Origin of the sequence: Mycobacterium bourgelatii (genome assembly GCF_010723575.1) — a bacterium.
Taxonomy (GTDB): domain Bacteria; phylum Actinomycetota; class Actinomycetes; order Mycobacteriales; family Mycobacteriaceae; genus Mycobacterium; species Mycobacterium bourgelatii.
The window spans coordinates 2,455,958-2,474,691 of the sequence record NZ_BLKZ01000001.1 but is presented as its reverse complement, the minus strand read 5'-3'; the positions used below and the strand labels follow the sequence as shown (position 1 = coordinate 2,474,691).

At 63.6% G+C, this 18,734-nt stretch carries 14 protein-coding genes; 6 read left to right on the top strand and 8 right to left on the bottom strand.

The window, feature by feature from the left end; all coding sequences use genetic code 11:
- Window positions 1–9: 9 nt before the first annotated feature.
- The 3 genes from G6N68_RS11095 to G6N68_RS11085 form a co-directional block, all read right to left on the bottom strand.
- The gene (locus G6N68_RS11095) at window positions 10–795 is read right to left on the bottom strand and encodes a glycosyltransferase family protein (protein ID WP_163711620.1); all 786 of its coding nucleotides are present in this window, start codon (window positions 793–795) and stop codon (window positions 10–12) included.
- A gap of 228 nt (window positions 796–1,023) precedes the next feature.
- Complete coding sequence (locus G6N68_RS11090) at window positions 1,024–2,280, bottom strand: glycosyltransferase (protein ID WP_163711617.1); 1,257 nt, start codon at window positions 2,278–2,280, stop codon at window positions 1,024–1,026.
- Window positions 2,281–2,305: 25 nt separating this feature from the next.
- Complete coding sequence (locus G6N68_RS11085; RefSeq protein ID WP_371871559.1) at window positions 2,306–3,097, bottom strand: phthiotriol/phenolphthiotriol dimycocerosates methyltransferase; 792 nt, start codon at window positions 3,095–3,097, stop codon at window positions 2,306–2,308.
- Window positions 3,098–3,401: 304 nt separating this feature from the next.
- Between G6N68_RS11085 and G6N68_RS11080 the strand changes: the two genes are divergently transcribed.
- On the top strand, window positions 3,402–6,842 hold the full coding sequence (locus tag G6N68_RS11080; protein ID WP_163711614.1) for an MMPL/RND family transporter: 3,441 nt from the start codon (window positions 3,402–3,404) through the stop codon (window positions 6,840–6,842).
- Window positions 6,843–6,934: 92 nt separating this feature from the next.
- Here the strand turns inward: G6N68_RS11080 and G6N68_RS11075 are convergent, their stop codons facing one another.
- Entirely contained in the window at window positions 6,935–8,686 is a 1,752-nt protein-coding gene (locus tag G6N68_RS11075) for an AMP-binding protein (RefSeq protein ID WP_163711613.1), read from the bottom strand.
- Between the two features lie 371 nt (window positions 8,687–9,057).
- Between G6N68_RS11075 and G6N68_RS11070 the strand changes: the two genes are divergently transcribed.
- The gene (locus G6N68_RS11070; RefSeq protein ID WP_163711611.1) at window positions 9,058–10,665 is read left to right on the top strand and encodes an FAD/NAD(P)-binding protein; all 1,608 of its coding nucleotides are present in this window, start codon (window positions 9,058–9,060) and stop codon (window positions 10,663–10,665) included.
- Window positions 10,662–11,471, top strand: a complete 810-nt coding sequence (locus G6N68_RS11065; protein ID WP_205351308.1) for a class I SAM-dependent methyltransferase — start codon at window positions 10,662–10,664, stop codon at window positions 11,469–11,471. The genes G6N68_RS11070 and G6N68_RS11065 overlap by 4 nt, the downstream gene beginning before the upstream one ends.
- Here the strand turns inward: G6N68_RS11065 and G6N68_RS11060 are convergent.
- From G6N68_RS11060 to G6N68_RS11045, 4 genes are all read right to left on the bottom strand, one after another.
- Window positions 11,417–12,472: a glycosyltransferase gene (locus G6N68_RS11060; RefSeq protein ID WP_163711609.1), complete on the bottom strand. Its 1,056-nt coding sequence runs from the start codon at window positions 12,470–12,472 to the stop codon at window positions 11,417–11,419. The two genes, G6N68_RS11065 and G6N68_RS11060, sit on opposite strands and share 55 nt — an antisense overlap.
- Complete coding sequence (locus tag G6N68_RS11055; protein WP_163718462.1) at window positions 12,465–13,601, bottom strand: DegT/DnrJ/EryC1/StrS family aminotransferase; 1,137 nt, start codon at window positions 13,599–13,601, stop codon at window positions 12,465–12,467. The genes G6N68_RS11060 and G6N68_RS11055 overlap by 8 nt, the downstream gene beginning before the upstream one ends.
- A gap of 258 nt (window positions 13,602–13,859) precedes the next feature.
- The gene (locus G6N68_RS11050) at window positions 13,860–14,807 is read right to left on the bottom strand and encodes a glycosyltransferase family 2 protein (protein ID WP_163711607.1); all 948 of its coding nucleotides are present in this window, start codon (window positions 14,805–14,807) and stop codon (window positions 13,860–13,862) included.
- Window position 14,808: 1 nt separating this feature from the next.
- Window positions 14,809–15,564: a GAP family protein gene (locus G6N68_RS11045; protein WP_163718460.1), complete on the bottom strand. Its 756-nt coding sequence runs from the start codon at window positions 15,562–15,564 to the stop codon at window positions 14,809–14,811.
- A 328-nt stretch (window positions 15,565–15,892) separates the two neighbouring features.
- Here G6N68_RS11045 and G6N68_RS11040 point away from each other — a divergent pair, with 328 nt between their 5' ends.
- The 3 genes from G6N68_RS11040 to G6N68_RS11030 are packed head-to-tail and all read left to right on the top strand — an operon-like array spanning window position 15,893 to window position 18,644.
- Window positions 15,893–16,936: a glycosyltransferase gene (locus G6N68_RS11040; protein ID WP_163718458.1), complete on the top strand. Its 1,044-nt coding sequence runs from the start codon at window positions 15,893–15,895 to the stop codon at window positions 16,934–16,936.
- 33 nt (window positions 16,937–16,969) lie between these two features.
- Window positions 16,970–17,845, top strand: a complete 876-nt coding sequence (locus tag G6N68_RS11035) for a class I SAM-dependent methyltransferase (RefSeq protein WP_371871558.1) — start codon at window positions 16,970–16,972, stop codon at window positions 17,843–17,845.
- A 10-nt stretch (window positions 17,846–17,855) separates the two neighbouring features.
- Window positions 17,856–18,644: a glycosyltransferase family 2 protein gene (locus G6N68_RS11030; RefSeq protein WP_163711602.1), complete on the top strand. Its 789-nt coding sequence runs from the start codon at window positions 17,856–17,858 to the stop codon at window positions 18,642–18,644.
- Window positions 18,645–18,734 lie beyond the last annotated feature (90 nt).

Here is an 18,734-nt window from a genome sequence, read left to right as displayed (position 1 = left end):
CGGGTTCGTTCAGCGGTTGGCCGTCTGGTTGAGCGGAAATGACTTGTACCACTTGCGGTGATGCGCCGCGCCCATCTCGCGCAGGATGCCCAGGGCCGCGGGCCAGCCGTGGGTGCGGCGCAGTCCTCGGATCATGGCCGCACTCGCGCCCCAGTGGTATGACCGGCCGCCGAAGTGGGTATTGGCGGTCCTCCGCCCGAAGTGGTTGATGTATGCCATTTCGGTTGTGTACAAACCGAAACCGGCTTCGCGGGCGCGCAACGCGAGATCGAGGTCGAGGCCCCATCCGTACCGCCCGAAGGTGGCCAGGTCCATTCCGCCGACAGCGTCCCAGCATTCTTTCGACATGACCAGCGCCGTGCCCTCGATGGCGGGGGCTTTGCGGTAGAACGGTCGTGGCACGTAGTTTTCGGCTTCCGGCTTTTCCTCGTCCACCGCATACGGGAAGCCGAGATCGAACATCGGCCCGACAATGCCGGCGTCGTCCGGCAGGCGCGGGTCCAGCAAGGCGTCGACGAAGCCTTTCGAGATTCGGGTGTCGTTGTTGAGTGTCATCGCGTGGGAGTAACCCTCCGCGAACGCAATTCGGAAACCGAGTTCGCTGCCACCGGCCCAGCCGGTGTTCTCCCCAGGTGTGCTCACGCGCTCGTTGCTGATCTTGGGGTAGTCACCGCGGTTGTCGACGATCAGGTAGTCGGCGCCCTCACGCTCGAGGTCGGCCACCAGCGCATGCGTGTACTCGTGCTGACCGAACACCGGCACCGTAATCAGAAGTGACACAACCGAAGCGTACACGGGGGTTTGCCGTCCCGAGGGGCATTCACGAACAGCGGCGGACCTCACAGATCGTTTGCTGAGAGATGCAGCGCCCCAGCCACATCCGTCACACCAGCCTCTCGGCCGGGAGGCATGATCCCTGCCCGGCTTACAGCGACAACGCTTGTCGCTACGAGCCGGGCACAACGCCTGCCGCCGCCCTGGCGGGGCCAAAGTGAAGCATGTGACCAATTGCCCGCCGGATAGCTAACCGCTGCGGCGCACCGCCTCTTCCAGCAAGTCGGCGGTAGCGGCGGCACTGGCCGCGGGCTTCGTCATGCGCGCACCGGTCTCGCGGGCTCGTGCGACGCATTCCGGCGACAAGATCGCCTTGAGGTCGGTGACCAGCGTGTCCCGGGTGGTACTCGAGAAGCGTCTCCCCCGGCCGACTTTGAGCTCTTTCACCTGCGCCGCCCAGATCGGCTGGTCCGACGTGACCCATAGAACCAGAGTGGGGACGCCGGCACGCAAACCGGCGGCAGTGGTGCCCGCGCCGCCGTGATGCACGACCGCGCGGCAGAGCGGAAAGATCGCCGCGTGGTTGACCGCGCGCACCACCTTCACGTGATCGAGCTGCGGGATCTCGGTGGAATCGCTGGGCCCGGAGCAGATCAGGGCGCGCTCGCCGAGTCGCTCGCAGGCCGCGCCGATCATGTCCACCCGGTCGGCGAGCGATCCGACCGGCATGCTGCCAAACCCGAAGTAGATCGGCGGCGTGCCGGCGGCGATCCAGGACGCGACGTCGTCGTCGGCGTCGGTGGGCAACCCCATGGTCAACGCACCGACAAACGGTCGCCGATCGCCGAATTTCGGTGCCCATTCGGCCGCCAGCCCCGGAAAGCAGAGCTCGTCGTAGGCCTGAATTTCCAGCGCACCGCGGTCGGCCATCCGCTTCGGCGCGGGGCTCGATGCCTTGGGCAGACCCAATACCCGCCGCTGCTCGTCCTCGACGCCCTTCGTCATGCGCCAGTACAGCCAATCCAGCGTCGTGATCGTGGAGCGAACCATCGGCCCCGGCAGGCGTGCCGGGAACGCGATCTCGCCGTTGGCCCGCATCGGATAGAAATGCAGCGCGGCCAGCGGAATGTCGTGGTGCTCTGCGACGTTGGCGACGACTTCCTGGTAGATCTGGCCGGTCAACAGCAGATCGGCCCCCGCGGCGACCGGTGTCAGCATCGCACTCAGTTCGGCCCAACCTTCGGTGACCGGAGCCATGGCCTCCCGCAGCAGCTTGAGCGGGTTCTGCAACTTCCACGCGTTGTGCAGGAACTGTTCGTCTAACTGCTTCTGCGAGTCGCGGTTTCCGTAGCGGACGGCGCGTAGTCCGGCCGACTCGACGAAGCCGATCAGGTTGGGCGGGACGGCCAGGCATACGTCATGACCGCGCTGCTGCAGCTCAATGCCGACCGCCGCGCAAGGTTCGATATCGCCGCGAGTCCCGTAGCTCGCTACGACGAATTTCATATGTGGTTCATGAGTGCGCGCGGATCTAGTCCTTGGTGAAGAGGTAGATCCGGTAGGTGAACCCCCCACCACGCCGCAGGTCCCAGTCCAGGAAGTTGACGGCATAGCGGGTCAATCCGGCCACGAACGCCGGTGCGTTGCGACCGATCTGCTCCTGCGATTTGCGGGTGTTCGCATCCAGCCCGCGCTTGGCCTCCTGACCGATGTCGCGCTCCGAAATCTTGCGCAGCGGAGCGGCCGCAAGCGCGGATTCCCATTCGGCGACTACGGGATTGCGACGCGAATCGGTGTAGAGGAAGTGCCCGCCCGGTCGAAGTACACGTGCCACTTCCTTGAGGAAGCCCGGGAAATCGGGGTACTGGTGCGAGGCTTCGACGTTGACGACGGCATCGAAAGTCTCGTCGGGGAAGGGCAGGTTCTGCGCGTCGCCCTGCACGAAATCCAAGCCCGGCAACTTGTGCTTCTCCTTGCACAACTCGATGCTGGCCGGGTTCAGGTCGAGTCCCGTGTAGGACGCCGGACCGAGGTTGCGGACGATGTACGACGCTCCCCCGCCGGCGCCGCAGCTGACCTCGAGCACCTTTTTGCCGGTGAGGTCCACCTGGCTCGCGGTCTGGTGATAGAGCTGGATGCAGTAGCGGTTCGCCTCGTCGGACGGGTCCAAGGGCAAGCCGAGCGGCGGGTCCTCCTCGTAGCCGAAGTTGAAAAACACCACGTCGTCGCCGACTTGGCGGGTGCCGAGGGGCAGGAAGTACTTGGTCGTCAGCTTCGCGACCAGCGGGTTCGACTGCAGGCGGTATCCCAATCTAAGAGCCACGGGGAAGAGTCTCGCACGACTACGGGGTCCGCCACGCCGAAACCGGACTCTTCCATGCCCAACATCACCGGCGTCAGATCAGCACGCGTGTACTAGTTTGGCCAAGACGAGCTACCTCCTAAGAGCCCAAACACGCCGCTGTCGACCCGTACAAAAAATTATTATTGCGCACAAAATATGCCGCTGAACTGCGACTTTGCAAAGACGGGTACTATCTGCGCCGTCAGGTAACGGCGGGATCACGGTTAATAAGGGAATTCTGAATTCCCCACCCGAAATATCCCTTGACTTGTAGGTTTGTTGGGTGTCCGGGGAAGAAGCAAAGGTCGGAGGCATCTTCGACCGCGTCGGCACGTTCGTCGTCAAATGGCCGTGGCTGGTCATCGCCAGCTGGCTCGCCATAGCGGCGGCGCTAGCGCTGTTGCTGCCACCGCTGCAGGTGCAAGCGGCGAAGCGTCAGCAGGAGGCCCTGCCGCCCGACGCCCCCGTGATGGTCCTGCAGGCCGAGATGGCCAAGGCCTTCCACGAAACGGGTGGCGCCGCCAACTCCCTCCTGATGGTGGTGCTGACCAACGAGAACGGCCTGACCCAGGCCGACGAGGACGTCTACCGCAAACTCGTCGAGAACCTGCGCGCCGACACCGAGGACAAGATGGTGGTCCAGGACTTCTTCGGCACACCGGAGATGCGGGCGCTGTTGGAAAGCAAGGACAAGAAGGCCTGGAACCTCCCGATCACCGTGACCGGCGACGCGGCGTCCCCCGAGGCGCAAGCCGCCTACCGGCGCATCGGGGTGATCGTCAAACAGACGGTCGAGGGCAGCAACCTGACCGCCCACCTCAGCGGACCCTTGGCCACGGTCGCCGACCTGCAAGCCCTCGGCGAGGAAGACGTTCACGTCATCGAGGTCGGCACCATCATCAGCGTGTTCCTGATCTTGCTCATCGTCTATCGGAACATCGTCACGATGCTGATGCCGCTGGTCACCATCGGTTTCTCGATCGTGGGTGCGCAAGGGCTTTTGTCCGGGCTGGCCGAAGTGGGCCTGGCCATCAACATGCAGGCCATCGTCTTCATGAGTGCGGTCATGATCGGTGCGGGAACGGACTACGCCGTCTTCCTGATCAGCCGATATCACGACTACGTGCGCCATGGAGAGACATCGGACGTCGCGGTCAAGAGGGCCTTGATGTCCATTGGGAAGGTGATCGCCGCGTCGGCCGCCACTGTCGCCGTCACCTTCCTTGCGATGGTGTTCACCAAACTTGAAGTCTTCTCCGCGGTCGGCCCCGCAATTTCGGTCGCCATCATGGTGTCGTTGCTGGGTGCGGTCACTCTGCTGCCCGCGATCCTGACGCTTACCGGCCGACGCGGCTGGATCAAGCCCCGACGCGACCTCACCACCCGTATGTGGCGCAAGTCGGGCATTCGTATCGTGCGCAAGCCCAAGAGCCACCTGATCGGCAGCCTGGTCGTGCTCATCGCACTAGCCAGCAGTGCCGCACTGATCAAGTTCAACTACGACGACCTCAAGACCATCCCGCAAGATGTCGAAAGCGTCCAGGGATACAACGCGCTGGATCGGCACTTCCCGCAGAACTCGATGACGCCGATGATGCTCTTCGTTCAGAGCGACCGTGACCTGCGGACACCAAGCGCCCTTGCCGATCTCGAGATGATGTCCCGCCGGATCGCCGACATGCCCAACATCGTGATGGTGCGCGGGCTCACCCGGCCCAACGGCGAGCCCCTCAAAGAGACCAAGGTGTCGTTCCAGGCCGGCGAGGTCGGCAGCAAACTCGACGAGGCGTCCAGCGCCATCACCGAACACGGCGGGGACTTGGACAGGTTGGCCGGCGGGGCCCACCAACTAGCCGATGCCCTCGCCATGGTCCGCGACGAAGTCAATGGAGCGGTTGCCAGCGCGGCCGGCCTAGTGAGCACGCTGCAGGCCATGGTCGAGCTGATCGGTGGAGACAAGACGATCCGGCAGCTCGACAATGCATCCCAGTTTGTGGGACGCATGCGGCAGCTCGGTAACAATCTGGCCGGGACGGTCACCGATGCCGAGCAGACCGCCGTCTGGGGCGCTCCGATGGTGGCAGCACTCAATACCAGCCCGACCTGCAACGCCGATCCGGCCTGCCAGCGCTCACGTAGCCAGCTGGCGGCGATCGTTGACGCGAACAACGACGGACTGCTGCGAGCGATGGCCAGGATGGCGATCACCCTGCAGCAGACGCAGGAATACCAAACGCTCGCTCAGACGGTGGGCAAACTGGACGACCAGCTGCGGCAAGTTGTGCAGACCCTCAGAGACGTCAAAGGCCTCCCCGCCAAACTGGCCCAGATGCAGCAGGGCGCCAACGCTCTCGCGGAGGGCAGCGCCGCGCTGGCCGAGGGTGTGCAACAGCTGGTCGATCAGACGAAGAAAATGGGCTCCGGGCTCAACGAGGCTTCGGACTTCCTGCTGGGTATGAGGCGCGACGCGGAGAAGCCCACGATGGCGGGCTTCAACATTCCGCCGCAGATCATGACGCGCGACGAGTTCAAGAAGGGCGCCCAGATCTTCCTGTCGCCGGACGGGCACTCCGCTCGCTACTTCGTCCAGAGCGCGCTCAATCCCTTCACCACCGAGGCGATGGACCAGATCAACGACATCGTCCGGGTCGCCGAATCCACGCGACCGAACACCGAGCTTGCCAACGCCAAGATCGGCCTGGCCGGAATTCCCACCGGGCTTCGGGACACCCGCGACTACTACAACAGCGACATGAAGCTGATCGTCATCGCGACGATCATCATCGTGTTCCTGATTCTGTGCATCCTGCTGCGCGCGGTCGTGGCGCCGATCTACCTGATCGGATCGGTGCTCGTTTCCTACTTGTCGGCCCTGGGCATCGGCGTGATCGTTTTCCAGCTCATTTTGGGCCAGCAGATGCACTGGAGTCTGCCCGGGTTGTCGTTCATTTTGTTGGTCGCGGTGGGCGCCGACTACAACATGCTGCTCATTTCGCGTATCCGCGATGAATCGCCGCACGGCGTGCGCATCGGCGTCATTCGCACCGTGGGTTCGACGGGTGGCGTGATCACGTCGGCGGGCTTGATCTTCGCCGCGTCGATGTTCGGGCTGGTCGCCGCCAGTATCAACACGATGGCCCAGGCCGGTTTCACCATCGGCATCGGGATCGTGCTGGATACCTTCCTGGTGCGCACCGTCACGGTGCCGGCGTTGACGGCGATGATCGGCCGTTATAACTGGTGGCCGTCGGCACTTGGACGCGATCCGTCCAATCCGGCACCCGCGCGCGACTGGCCGAAGAATCCCCGGGAATGGGTGCAATGGGTGAAAGACATCGGCAGTCGCGCGCCCCGCAGGCGCATTTTCTCGCCGACCAAGCCGACGAAGCCCGTCGAGCCGCCCAAGCCCGTCACCAACGGCAAATCAACTACGACCAACGGCAAGTACGTCATCGACCAACTTCCCGGACATTCACTGCCGCTGTTCGGCCTGTCCGACCTTCCGGCCTACGACGTGTCGGCGTGCGCGCGCAAGGCCAAGTCCAACGGCAAGAACGGCAGCAACGGCAAGGTCGTCAACGGCGAAGGCGGCAAGGCCGAGATCGGCCAGGAGCCCGTCGACCACCTGTTCAGCCACCCGCTGCCGCTGTTCGGCCTCACCAAGCTGCCCCACTTCGAGGTGCTGAACGTCGACGTCAAGCAGCCGGCAGACAGCGCCAACTAGACAGCGCAGCGCGCCGCGAGCGCGCCCATTTGCACGTCAAAAGGCCCGCGATCCGGCATCTTGCGGACCCTCGTCAGACTGGTTGCGTCGCGCTACGCGTCGAGTCGGACGAACTCGTCCTGACGGTAGAGCTCGACGCACTGCGCGCGCCTGATTTTGCCGCTCGTGGTGATCGGAATCGAACCCTGGGACACCAGAACGAGATCCGCGACAGCCAGGCCGTGCGACTTTGAAATCGCCGACGTGACTTCACGTTTCACGGCACCCAACCGTTCGGCGGCCTCTTCGTCGGTTTCGTTCTTTTTCTTCATCTCGATGATCGCGACCAGTTTCTCGACACCGTCGTGTGGCACCGCGATCGCGGCGCAACGGCCGGGGCTGATGGTCTGAATCGTCGCCTCGATGTCGTCGGGAGAATGGTTGCGCCCGTAGACAATCAGAAGATCTTTGATGCGACCCAGGATGTAGATCTCACCGTCGGAGATGAAGCCCGAGTCCCCGGTCCGCAACCACGGACCCTCCGGCGTTCCTTCGGAGGGGTTGACAATCTTTGCGCGGAAGATGTTTTCGGACACTTCGGGCTTTTCCCAATAGCCCGAGGCGACGTTTTCGCCGTGCACCCAGATCTCACCGACACCGCCCTCCGGGCACTCGAGCCCGGTGTCGGGGTCGACGATGCGCACCAGCTGGGTGTCCACCACTCCGTAGCTGACCAGTGGGGTCGCGCCTTCCTCCTCGGACACCACCGCTTGCCCGTCCGGCAGCTTGTTGGCATCGAAGCTGACGACTTTCGGCGGGTCACCGGCCTCGCGAGTTGCGACAAACACCACCGCCTCGGCCATCCCATAGGAGGGGCGTACCGCCTTGGGCTGCAGGTTGAACGGGGCAAATCGATCGATGAAGCGCCGCAGGGTGGCGGGTTGTACGCGCTCGCTGCCGTTGAGGATGGCGTGCACACGGCCGAGGTCCAGCCCGGCCAGGTCCTCGTCTTTTACTCGGCGTGCCGCGATGTCGAAAGCGAAATTCGGTGCGGCCGTGAATCCCAGGTCATTGTTCGCCAATTCCTGAATCCAGTGGGCCGGTCGCGCCAGGAAGCCGGTGGGGCTGCTCAGCTTGGCGGGCATACCGGCCAGAATCGGCATGATCAGCCCCAGGATGAAGCCCATGTCGTGATAGAAGGGCAACCAGGACACCACGGTCGACCCCGGCGGGGCGACCTTGCCGTACTGCCGGTAGTAGCCGGACATGATCTGTTCGAAATTGGCGAAAAGGTTCTTGTTGGAGACCATCACGCCGGCGGGTGTGCGGGTGGAACCCGAGGTGTATTGCAGGTACAGGACATCCGGGTTGCCCGGGATCGGTGCGCGGGAACCGCCCTTTGTCCGAGCGTCCAGGTCCAGTCGGTCGACCTCGATGATTGCGGGCGGCTTCTGGCCGGCCTCGGTCTGCACGTACGGGGTCACGTTGTCGACTACGGACGACCCCGTGAGGATGATCGTCGGCCTCGTGTCGGCCATCACCGCGGCCGTGCGCTCGTCGTGCGCGCCACCCTGCGGGACGGACAGCGGGACGGCGATGATTCCGGCGTGCAGTGAGGCAAGGAAGCTGACGACGTAGTTGAGGTTCTGCGGTGCGAGGATCAGCGCCCGGTCACCCGTCGAACCGACCTCTTTGAGCTGCGCGGCGAGGTTGAGCACTCGCCGATACAGCTGAGACCACGTGACGCTCTCGACAACACCGTCCCACGACTGCTCGTAATCGGTGAAAGTCAGGGCGGTGTCGTTCGGCTGGAAACTCGCGCGCTCGCGCAGCACAGTAGGAAGTGAGGACTCAACCACGGACATCAGACTACCTTCGTTGGTGTTTCTTCTTCGCAGGACTCACAAGCCGCCTAGGGCAACAGGGCCTTTTCGCAGGCCCTTTCGCGGGCCTTGCGCGCACCACACGACCGCCCCTAGAGAACCCATTGCACGCGCCACCCGGCGGCCACGAAATACCGTACCGCGAGCAAACGCTCCGCACGGATGGAATCAGGAATTCCGTGCCGGTCACAAGGACGACGACAGCGGCGCTCGCGTGGGGTATCGATCCCACGCCGCATCAAGAAAATTATGTTAGCCTTCGCTAACTTGGCTGCCGGGTCAACCGGTAGGAGCAACGTGATCGAGGGTTAGGAGTGCACGCTGCCTAGGACGGTTTCACCATGACCGCCGCCATGAGCACAGACTGTACCTTCGACATCGTATTCATCGGCAGCGGTATTGCCTGTTCCATGACGTTGTTGGAGCTCGCCCAGGCCCTGCTGGACGGTTCGGCGACCCCGGCCAAGCTGCGCATCGCCGTGGTAGAGCGCGACGAGCAATTCTGGTGCGGCATCCCCTACGGCCCGCGCACCAGTCCCCGATCGCTGGCCATCCAGAAGCTGGACGAGTTCGTCCACGAGCCCGAACGGTCGGCCTACATCTCCTGGCTGGAGCGGAACAAGGCGCGCTGGCTGGCAACGTTTCGGGAGCGGGGCGCCGACGCCGCGGCGCGCTGGATCCGCGACAACGGCGAAGCGGTGACTGACAATCGATGGGGTGAGCTCTACCTGCCGCGGTACCTCTTCGGCCTCTTCATCGCCGAGCAGGTGGACGCCGCCATCGCCGCGCTCCGCAAACGAGACCTAGCCGACCTAATTACCATCCGGGCCGAGGCCGTCAGCGCCCGCTCGGTGACCGGTCGACACATCATCGGACTCCGCACGGCTGAGGGCGGTTCGACGGAGATCGAGGCGGACAAGGTGGTGATGGCGACCGGCAGTCCGCCGTCGAAGCCACTTGCGGGACGCGGTTCAAACCCCGTCAGCGGGGCCGCGTTCACCTACATCAACGACCTCTACGAGCCATGCGAGGAGGGCAACCTGGGACGGCTGCGCGAGGCGCTCGACCGCGTGGAGCAGCCGGACCAGCGCAATGTGCTGGTGGTGGGTTCCAACGCCACGTCACTGGAAGTCCTTTACCTCATGCGCCACGACCGGCGGATCCGCGAACGGCTGCATTCCATCACCGTCATTTCGCGCTCCGGCATGCTGCCTTACATGATTTGTGAGGAGCCACCCGAATTCGAGTTTCCCTGGCTTAACGAACTTCTCGCGATGGAGGCGCCGCGGGCGGTGGATCTGATGGCGGCAATTCGAGCCGACCTCGAGATCGCCGAAAAGCGGGCACTGAACCTGGCCGACCTGTACGCGGCGATCGGCGTCCTGTTGGGGCAAGCCTTAAGCAAGATGGATCGAGTTGAGCAAGAAGAGTTTTACTGCGAACACGGCATGAACTTCACCAAGCTGGTACGACGCGCCGGACGCGATTGCCGGCAAGCATCGGATGAGCTTGCCGCAGCAGGCAAGCTGACCATGCTGGCCGGCGAGGTGTTGCGCGTAGATGCGTGCCCCTCCGGCGAACCGTTCGCTAGGGTCACCTACCGCACCGCGGGTTCCGAGCGCACACACCCTGATTCGTTTGCGGCGGTGGTGAATTGCGCCGGATTCGAAGAACTGGATGCGTGCAGCGCCCCGTTCCTGGTCAGCGCGATGCAAAACGGCCTTTGTCGACCCAACCGCACCAACCGGGGACTCTTGGTCAACGGCGACTTCGAAGCCAGCCCAAATTTCTATGTGGTCGGGCCACTGCTGGGCGGCAATTTCAATTCGAATATCCGCTTCTGGCACGTGGAGAACGCGCCGCGCATTCGCTCGCTGGCGAAATCGCTTGCCGCGCACCTGGTCGCTTCGCTGCAGCCGCACGAGCCGTCGACGCGTCTGAACCTTTGCCTGACCGAATGACAGGGAACATGCTTTCGAACGTCCATCACCAAGCGCGCCGACTCTTCTTCGCGGGGCCACGACAGTGCAACGTCTGCGGCAACCGGGTGCGCTTCAGGAGCGTCACCCGCGCACTCGGCCGCACGCTGTCCGGGTACGAATTTCCTTTCTCGCTAGACGACTTCGAAACGCTGAACCACCGCCAATACCTATGTCAGCTATGCGGTTCCACCGACCGGGACCGGCTCTACAAGCTCTACCTGGACCGTTTCCTGCCGCCCGGCGCCGCGACGCTGCGGTTTGTCGAGTTCGCGCCCGCGGCGCCGCTGGCAGGTTACCTACGCGGCCGCAACGACCTCGATTACCGCTCAGCCGATCTGATGATGGACGGCGTGGACGACGTCGTCGACATCACCGAGATGCCGATCTACGCAGACGGTTCCGTCGATTTCTTCCTGTGCTCCCACGTCCTGGAACACGTCTCCGATGACGCCCGCGCCCTCAGGGAGCTTTATCGGATACTGACGCCCGGCGGGCGCGGCATCATCATGACCCCGGTGACGCCGGAGGGCAGCTTCGACGAAGATCCCGCGGTCACCGATGAAAGGGAGCGGTGGCGCCGCTTCGCCCAGGGTGACCATGTGCGCCTCTACGACCGCTCCACGCTGTGCTCGCGCATCAGCGCCATTGGTTTCGAGGTGGCCGCGCTCGACTCGCGCACCTTTGGCCAGGAAGCGTTTGCCCGGCACGCGATCGCGGCGGGTTCGGTTCTTTACGTCGTGTGCAAGCCGGCTGCCGCGGCCGAGGCGTTGCCGCCTGGCGCTTGACGCGACCGGAGTATGCGTGCCGAGTATGCGTGCACAAGCGCCCGCAGATCCGCGACGTCGGAGGAAACTCTGCGCTTGAACCGCCGCCAGGGCGTGCGCTTCCACCGGTGTTGCAGGGACAGCGTCGTCATCCGCGGATAGTCCGCGATGACGGCATGGAGCGTCGCGCGGGCTTCCGGGCCGGGCACCTTGGCGATCTCACGAAGTGCCCACTCGGACATCTCGGCGACGATCTCCTCGCGAGCGCGGTCTCCTGGAAACAGGTCGAGCATCGCATTGAGCGTCGCCGCGAATCCGTAGCCCCGAGTGACCCAGAACTTCGGGCGGTCATAGTCCGCGGAATACCAAATGCCTTGTGGGTGGCGGCGATACACCGCCATGGTCTCGGGCAGCATCGCGATCTCACCACCTATCGCGTGCCGCACATGCAGGTACCAGTCGATCGGCATGATTTTGGCCGGGATGTCGTCGTAGTGCGGCTGGCGGCGATAGACGACCGAGTTGGTCTGGATGAAGTTCCGCGCCAGTAGGGCTTCCAGGCTCAAGTCGCCGCGCCATTTCAGGGGAGGGAACTCCGTGTCGTCCGTCCCGTCGTCGTAGATCACTCGCACCGGGTGGAAGCACACGGTGGTCGCTGGATGCTCGTCCATGAACTTGACTTGTTTGGAGAGCTTCATCGGATCTGTCCAGTAGTCGTCGCCTTCGCACAACGCGATGTACTCGCCCCGAGCCGCGGCCAGGGTAGCCGTGAAGTTCGCGTGGACACCGATGTTTGTGGGCCGGAAGATCGGCCGAATCAGGCTTGGGTAGCGGTCGGCGTACTCCCGAATGATGTCCGGCGTGGCGTCGGTGGAGGCATCGTCGGCGACGATGACTTCGACTGGGAAATCGGTCTTTTGGGCGACAAAGCCGTCGAGCGCCGCACGGATGAACGCCTCTTGGTTGTAGGTGATGGCGACGACACTGACTTTCGGCGGAGCGCCGCCCCCCGATTCAGTCACCGCCACTTCCCTTCCTGACGGCGGCGATGACCCGGGCGATGTCCCGCGCGGCCATATGGTCGTGGACAGGCAGCGACACGATCCGCGAGCAGATGTCTTCCGTGTTGGTCAGATCCGTCGACTCGACCAACTCGGCGTTGTTGACGAAATACGCGTGCCGGTGTTGGGGCGGGTTGTAATAGTCACGGGCCTGGATCGCGTGCCGACGCAGACTGGCCAGAACCGCGGCCTTGTGGGCTGCGGATGTGCAGCACACGCTTGCGAAGCACAGCGACGAGGCGTCGGCATTGGGCTGGAAACGCACATCCAGCCCGGCGAGACCGGCGCGATAGCTCTCCAAGACCCTGCGGCGGCTTGCCAGGCGGTGGTCGAGCCCGACGAGCTGTCGCAGACCGATCGCGGCGCTGATCTCCTGCAGCTTTCCGTTCATCCCGAGCTGCGCGGACTCCCCCGACCTGGCGAAGCCGAAATTCTGAAAGTTGTATGCGCGCTCGACCAACAACCGATCGCGGGAGACCAGCGCGCCGCCCTCACCCACCGCGAACGGCTTGGTCGCGTGCAGGGAGAAGATCTCGCAGGCGCCTCGTCCACCGACGCGTTCGCCGGCGCCGTAGGACGAGCCGAAGGCCGCCGCGGAATCGACGACGATCGGCAGCTCCCATTCGGCGGCGAGATCCTCCCAGACTCCGATGTCGGGGTTTCCGACGCCGAACACATTGGCAAGCACGATGCCCGCAATCTGGTCGCGTGATCGTTCCAAGACCGCGCGAGCGGAGGCGGCACTGGGCTGCCACGTGGTGGGGTCGATGTCGACGAACCAGGGCCGGTAGCCGGTCCAGAGCGCGGCCTGGGCTACGCCGACGAAGGTGAAGGACGGCATCAGCAGGTAGCGGTCGCGGGTGCCGGCACCGAACGTGGTGTGCAGCGCCGCGATCAGCGCCATCGTCCCGTTTGCGAAGGTGGCTACATGCAGGTCGGGCCCGAGGTAGTCACCCATCGCGCGGGCAAACTGTCGCTCTTTGGGACCGAAGTTCGTGTACCAGTTGGCACCGGAGATCTCGGCGAAATCCTCGGCCAGCTCGGCGGGGCCGGGAAAACTCGGACGGATGAAGGGGATCTCAGAGCCCATCGAGCCCCCTGTCTCGGTGATCGCCCCGGCTGCCGCGTTAGCCGTGTGCGGTCCGGCCAGCGGCTGCAGCACGGAGCCGCGAAACGGTCGAGTCCCGACGTATGCAGAGGTCAAATTTCGTCTTCTTCGGCTGCAGGGCCTTGTTACCGTCGCCCCAGGGTCGTCAATAAGCGGACTCCTGAGGTTAGCGTTGCCTTGCCTAATTTGTCACCTTGAACGGCCGGAAATCTTGCTCTATCGGCTTCGAATCGGTGTGATTTAGTCGGCGAGGCCCAGCTGCCGGCGGGCGTGAGCGAACTCCCGGAAGGGGGCGGGCGCCAGTGCCTTCAGGTGCAGCCGCCGCTGGGGCCCCAACACGGCTACCTCAATCATCATCGCCAGCCATGCGGGCAACCACCACAACGCAGCGGCGCTGCGTACGCTCGCCGGCGACACCGGGTCCACGATCATCCAGGTGAGGATGCGTTGCTGGTCGAGCAGGTTGCGCCGGGTCGCCATGACCCGAGTGGTTTCGGTGGCGGTGGTGTGACTGCGTACGGAGAGCTCCTCGGGGACAAAGCAGACCGTTGATCTGAGCATCAAGCGCATCCAGAAATCCACGTCGACCAGCTGGTAGATGTCCGTTCGAAAGCCACCGGCATCCAATGCCAGCTGGCGACGGAACATCACGCAGGTCGGTTCGCCGATCCAATTGTCCTTGGCGCCCCGAAGCACCATCTGCAGGACGAGGGACGGTCCGTGGTTGCGCTCGCGGAGGTTCCTGAAGTGCGTGTGCACGTTGCCGTACCGCTGCCGCCATTCGAGGTCGTCGGTGTCCACTCGCCGGGGCGTGAAAGCCATTCCGACGGTTGGGTCGTCGAAACACCGGGTCAGTGTCTGCAAGGCTCCCGGAAGCAGCCAGTCGTCGCCGTGTACGAACTGGATCAGATCGCCGCGCGCGAGTTCCAGGCATCTGTTGTGGTTTCGGTTGAGCCCGAGCCGAGGTTGATTGCGTATCAGCCGGTCTCCGGGCCGGAGCATCGATTCGACGATGGCCGCACAGTCGTCGGTCGAATCGTCGTCAACGACCACGATCTCGAAGTCGACACCCCGCTGTTCCAGCACGCTGGCCAGACAGCGCGCGATGGTGCCGCTGTTGTTGTATGTCGGGATACATACGGAGACAAGCGGCTTGGCCGTGGACTCCGCGATTTCGCCGGGGTTCAACTCAGAGACTGGTCACGCCTTGGTACAAGAAGATGAACCCGACCACGGTCAGCAGAATGAGGGAGATCTGCTGACGGTTGGTACGTACCCAGTCTTGCAACCGCAACATCATCTGCTCGGTTTTCTGCGGCATCGCCAGGTAACCGACCAGCGGAATCTCGATGACCGCAAGCACCAGGAGCGTGAAGACGACGAACGCGCCGAATTGCGTGGCGAGCTCGGCTCCCGAGGCCATGATGACCGTCAATGCGATCAGGCTCTCGAACGGCGGGGCCGAAGAGGCAACGCCGACAACGAAAGCCGGCCAAACCACGTCACAGTTCAACATGTTCTGGGTGCGGGCGCCCAGCCGCGCGAAAATCCCTGTCGGCGGCCGCTCCATCGTCAGGGTGGACAGCCCCCCGTCGGAGACGGCTGCCGGTATTCCGGCGTTGGCACGGGCACGAATCACCATGCGCGCCGCCAACAGCAACATGAGCACGCCCATCGCGACCTGAAGGCGTCCGCCGGAAAGGATCGCGGTTGCTTCCCTGAACTCATTGGCCGCAGACACCGCGCCTTGAATTGCCGCCATGGTGATTTCACGCATGACCAGCAGCGCGCATACGCCAATGCCGACGCCCGCCAGCATGCCGCCCACCCAGAACGCAAAAAGATTGATGATCGGGCGGCGGCGTGACAGCATGACGACAGCGAGACCCAGCCGCGCCGGGTCAATCGCCATCCCAAGGCCCAGAAGTAGCACCATCGTCCACATCACAGAGGACGCTACTATTTCGCGTCGCGCCCCGTGGCGGAACTGAGAAATTGCCAATAAAAAGCATCTGACCTGGTGCGATACTTGGCATTTCGGGCTTGCGAGAACCAAGAATCGCAGCGCCACGCTCGTCGGAGTGACGGCGGTCACGGCACGAGCGCCAGCTCGCTGGGCTTAACAATGCGGGTCTCCGTTTCCAGCCCCGCACCGATGCGTCGTCGCTATACTTCGCCAGCGTGTGCCGTACGTCCGCCGACCATATGGCCGCGGCCGTCCCCCACAATCACGTCGCACGGGTACTCGCCGCGCGGGAAAGCGCATTGCGGTGATCGAAACTTCAGCAAGCTCACCTCCGGTGAACCCCAAGGTGAGCATCGTGTCGACCACCCACAATCAGGAGGACTACGCGCGCCAGGCGTTCGACAGCTTTGTCGCCCAGCAGACCGACTTTCCCGTCGAGATCATCGTTGCCGACGACGCCTCAACCGACAGCACGGTGTCGATCATCCAGGAGTACACCGAGCGGTACCCGCACCTGTTCCGGCCGATTTTCAGGCCCAAAAACCTCGGCCTCAACGGCAACATGACCGGTGCTTTGTCGGCTGCCCGCGGCGAGTACGTCGCGTTGTGCGAGTCGGACGACTACTGGATCGACCCGCTGAAGCTGAGCAAACAGGTCGCCTTCCTTGACCAGCACCCGGAAACTGCGGTGTGCTTTCACCCGGTGCGGGTGATCTGGGAAGACGGCTACGCCGAGGACTCCACGTTTCCCCCGGTCCGCAAACGCGGCAACTTGAGCCTGGATGCCCTCATATTGATGAACTTCATCCAGACCAATTCGGCCATGTACCGCCGCTTGGATCGCTACGACGACATTCCCGCCGACGTGATGCCGCTGGACTGGTACCTGCACGTTCGGCACGCGGCCCACGGCGAGATCGCCATGTTGCCCGAGACCATGGCCGTCTATCGCCGCCACGCGCAGGGAATGTGGCACAACCAGGTCGCGGATCCGGCAAAGTTCTGGCTGACCCAGGGACCGGGACATGCGGCGACTTTCGATGCCATGCTCGACCTGTTCCCGAATGACCCGGCGCGCGAAGAACTCATCGGCATCATGGCCGACTGGGTCCTGCATCAGATCTCGACCGTGGCCGGCCCCGAGGGTCAGGCCGTGTTGCAAGACACCATCGCGCAGCATCCCCGGATCGCGATGCTGGCGATGCAGCACCGCTGGGCCACCCCGGGACAGCGACTCAAGACCCAGTGGCGCAAGCTCGCGGCCGCAATCCCGAGCCGAAGGAGTCTCGTGGATGTCTGGCCGTCCCGTACAGTGGCCGACTTCGGAAGTGCGTTAATCACTCGAACCTGACCTCGCCGACAACGGCATCGACATATGAAGCATATGAAAGGACCTGAACAAGCCGTGGTAGCAGAAAACTCTGACACGGCGGTGCAATTCACCGCTCACAACGTGCGCCTCGACGACGGAACATTCACGATTCCCGGGGCATCTCAATCAGTAGACCAATACTCGTGGTTCATCTCGTCGCGCGGGATCCTCGACACCGTGTTTCCCGGTGACAAGAGCCAGTTCCGCGTGGCCGACATCGGCTGCCTGGAAGGCGGGTACGCAACCGAATTCGCGCGGCTCGGGTTTCAGGTCCTTGGGATCGAGGTCCGCGAGCTGAATATTGCGGCGTGCAACTACATCAAGTCGAAGACGGACCTGCCGAACCTACAGTTCGTCCAAGACAACGCGTTGAACATCGCCGATCACGGGACCTTCGACGCCGTCTTCTGCTGCGGGCTGTTCTACCACTTGGAGAATCCGAAGCAGTACTTGGAAACCCTCTCGTCGGTCACCACCAAGCTGCTCATCTTGCAGACGCACTTCTCGATCATCAGCCCCAGCGACAAGATCCTGAGGCTGCCCACGACGGTGCGCCAGGCTGCGGCCAAGGTGCTCAGGCGGCCGGAGCCGGTGAAGTTCATGCTGTCCGCGCCGACCGAACATGAGGGGCTACCCGGCAGGTGGTTTACCGAGTTCGAGGACGACCGGGAATTCGGTAAACGGGAAACCATGAAATGGGCGTCGTGGGACAACCGCCGGTCCTTCTGGATCCAGCGTGAGTACCTACTTCAGACCATGAAAGATGTCGGCTTCGACCTGGTGATGGAAGAGTACGGAAACCTCGAGCCCAACATCGCAGACTCATTGCTCGGGGGTTCCTACGCAGCGAATCTTCGCGGGACCTTCATCGGCATCAAGACCCGATAGGGGGAACTCGGTGACGTCGGCTCCCACCGTCTCGGTGATAACGATCTCCTTCAAAGACCTCGACGGGTTGAAGCTCACCGCGGAGAGTGTCCGCGCCCAGCGCTACGACGGCCACATCGAGCACATCATCATCGACGGTGGCTCCGGCGAGGATGTTGTGGAATATCTCTCCAGCGCTGAGCCCGGCTTCGCATACTGGCAATCCGAGCCAGACGGTGGCCGGTACGACGCCATGAATCAGGGCATCGAACGCGCGTCGGGTGATCTGTTGTGGTTCCTGCATTCCGCCGACCGGTTTGCCGAAACCGACGTGGTGGCCCAGGCCGTTGCCGCGCTGTCCAGCAAGGGGTCGGTCCGCGACCAGTGGGGGTTCGGGATGGATCGCCTGGTCGGCCTCGATCAGGTACGCGGTCCGATACCGTTCAGCCTGCGCAAATTCCTGGCCGGCAAGCAGGTTGTCCCCCACCAGGCGTCGTTCTTCGGGGCGTCACTCGTGGACAAGATCGGCGGCTACGACCTTGATTTCGGAATTGCCGCCGACCAGGAGTTCATCTTGCGGGCCGCGTTGGAGCGCGAGCCGGTCACCATCCGGCGTGTGTTCTGTGAATTCGACACCACGGGCGTCGGCTCGAGCCGGGAACCGAATGCCGTTTTCGGTGACCTGCGCCGGATGGGCGACCTGCACGGCCGCTACCCGTTCGGGGGCAGGCTGATCTCGCATGCCTACCTCCGCGGCCGGGAGCTTTACGCCTACAACAGTCGGTTCTGGGAGAACGTCTTCGGGCGATTGTCGAAATAAGCGCGCCGACGTGGGGCTCACGGCCCCTGCGAGGGTGATATGAGCGCGCCGAACGTGTCACATACTGCCCCACCAGCGAAGATCGCGGTG